1 protein-coding gene is annotated in these 1,596 nt (G+C 74.9%); it reads right to left on the bottom strand.

What is annotated here, in order from left to right:
• On the bottom strand, positions 1-1,596 hold a 1,596-nt coding region (locus PROKR_RS14480), incomplete at both ends, for an FAD-binding oxidoreductase (protein ID WP_157602095.1).

The following is a 1,596-nucleotide window of genomic DNA, read 5'->3' as shown; positions in this document are numbered from 1 at the left end:
CAGCTTCGTGCGCACGGGGGCCGCGGCCGGCCGCCGCAGGTCGGCGTCCACGGCCCGCGGCCGCACGACGACGCCCGGGTTGAGCACGTCCTTCGGGTCGAACAGGGCCTTGAACCGCTCCAGCAACGCGATGGCCTCGGGCGAGTAGATGAGCGGCAGCAGCTCGGACCGGGCCCGGCCGTCGCCGTGCTCGCCGGACAGCGACCCGCCGTACCGGGCCACGAGCTCCGCCGCCTCCGTCATGAAGGTGCGCAGCACCGAGCCCGACGTCTCCAGCGGGATGTCGATGCGCAGGTGCACGCAGCCGTCGCCGAAGTGCCCGTAGGGCAGCCCGTCCACGCCGTACCGGTCCATCAGCTCCTGCAGGTCTCGCAGGTACGGGCCGAGCTTCTCGGGCGGGACCGCCGAGTCCTCCCAGCCGGGCCAGGCCTGCTCCCCCGCGGGCGTGCGCCCGGCCAGGCCGGCGCCGTCGGCCCGGATCTGCCACATCTTCGTGGCGTCCGGCCCGGCGGGCAGCACCGTCGAGTCCAGCGCGGACGAGGAGGCGACGATCGCGTCCGCGCGGCCCAGCGCCTCGGCCTGCGACGATCCGCCCACCTCGATCATGAGCCAGCCGGTGACGTGCGGGTCGTCCGCCCCGGGCAGAGGCGGCACCGACGCGGCGCCCTTGGCCCGGCGCACGACGTCGACCAGGCGGGCGTCGAGCCCCTCGATCGCGAGCGGCTTGTGGTCCAGGAGCCGGGGGACGTCGTCCGCGGCCGTGGCCATGTCGGGGTAGCCGAGGACGACGAGCGTCGGCGCGCCCGGCACCTCGACCAGGTTGAGCTCCGCCTCCAGGACGGTGACGACGGTGCCCTCCGTGCCCACGAGAGCGCGGGCGAGGTTCGAGCCGTTCTCGGGAAGCAGGTGCTCCAGCGAGTAGCCCGACACCTGCCGGCCGAACCGCCCGAACTCCGTGCGGATCAGCGCGAGGTTGTCCCGGACCAGTTCCTTGAGCCCGGGCACGTCGGCGAACTCCGGGTCGCCGGAACCCGCGGTGAACCGCCGTCCCGTGCCGTCCACCACGTCGAGAGAGACCACGTTGTCGGCGGTCCGCCCGTAGGCGACGGCGTGCGGACCGCACGCGTTGTTGCCGATCATGCCGCCGAGCGTGGCCCGGTTCTGGGTGCTCGGGTCGGGCCCGAACCGCAGGCCGTGCGGCTTGGCCGCGGCCTGGAGGGTGGACATGACCGTGCCCGGCTGGACGCGGGCGGTGCCCCGCTCCGGGTCGATGGAGAGCACCTGGTTGAGGTGGCGCCCCAGGTCGATCACGACGCCCGGACCCACCGAGTTGCCCGCGACGGACGTGCCGGCGCCGCGCGCCGTGACCGGGATCGACAGCTCGCGCAGCGCCCCGAACGCGGCGACGACGTCGTCGGTGCTCTCCGGGAAGAGCACGGCCTCGGGGACCACGCGGTAGTTCGACGCGTCCGTGGAGTACTCCGCGCGGCGGCGCGTGCTCGTGTCGACCTCGCAGCCGACCACGGTGCGCAGCGCGTCGGCGACCGCCGTCCGGGCGGCCTCGGCGGCGTGGCTCGCCTCCTGGCGCGCGGTGTC

The organism is Promicromonospora kroppenstedtii DSM 19349 (assembly GCF_000515355.1).
Taxonomy (GTDB): Bacteria; Actinomycetota; Actinomycetes; order Actinomycetales; family Cellulomonadaceae; genus Promicromonospora; species Promicromonospora kroppenstedtii.
Note: the sequence above shows the minus strand (reverse complement) of the source record. Positions and strands in the feature narration are given on the sequence as shown.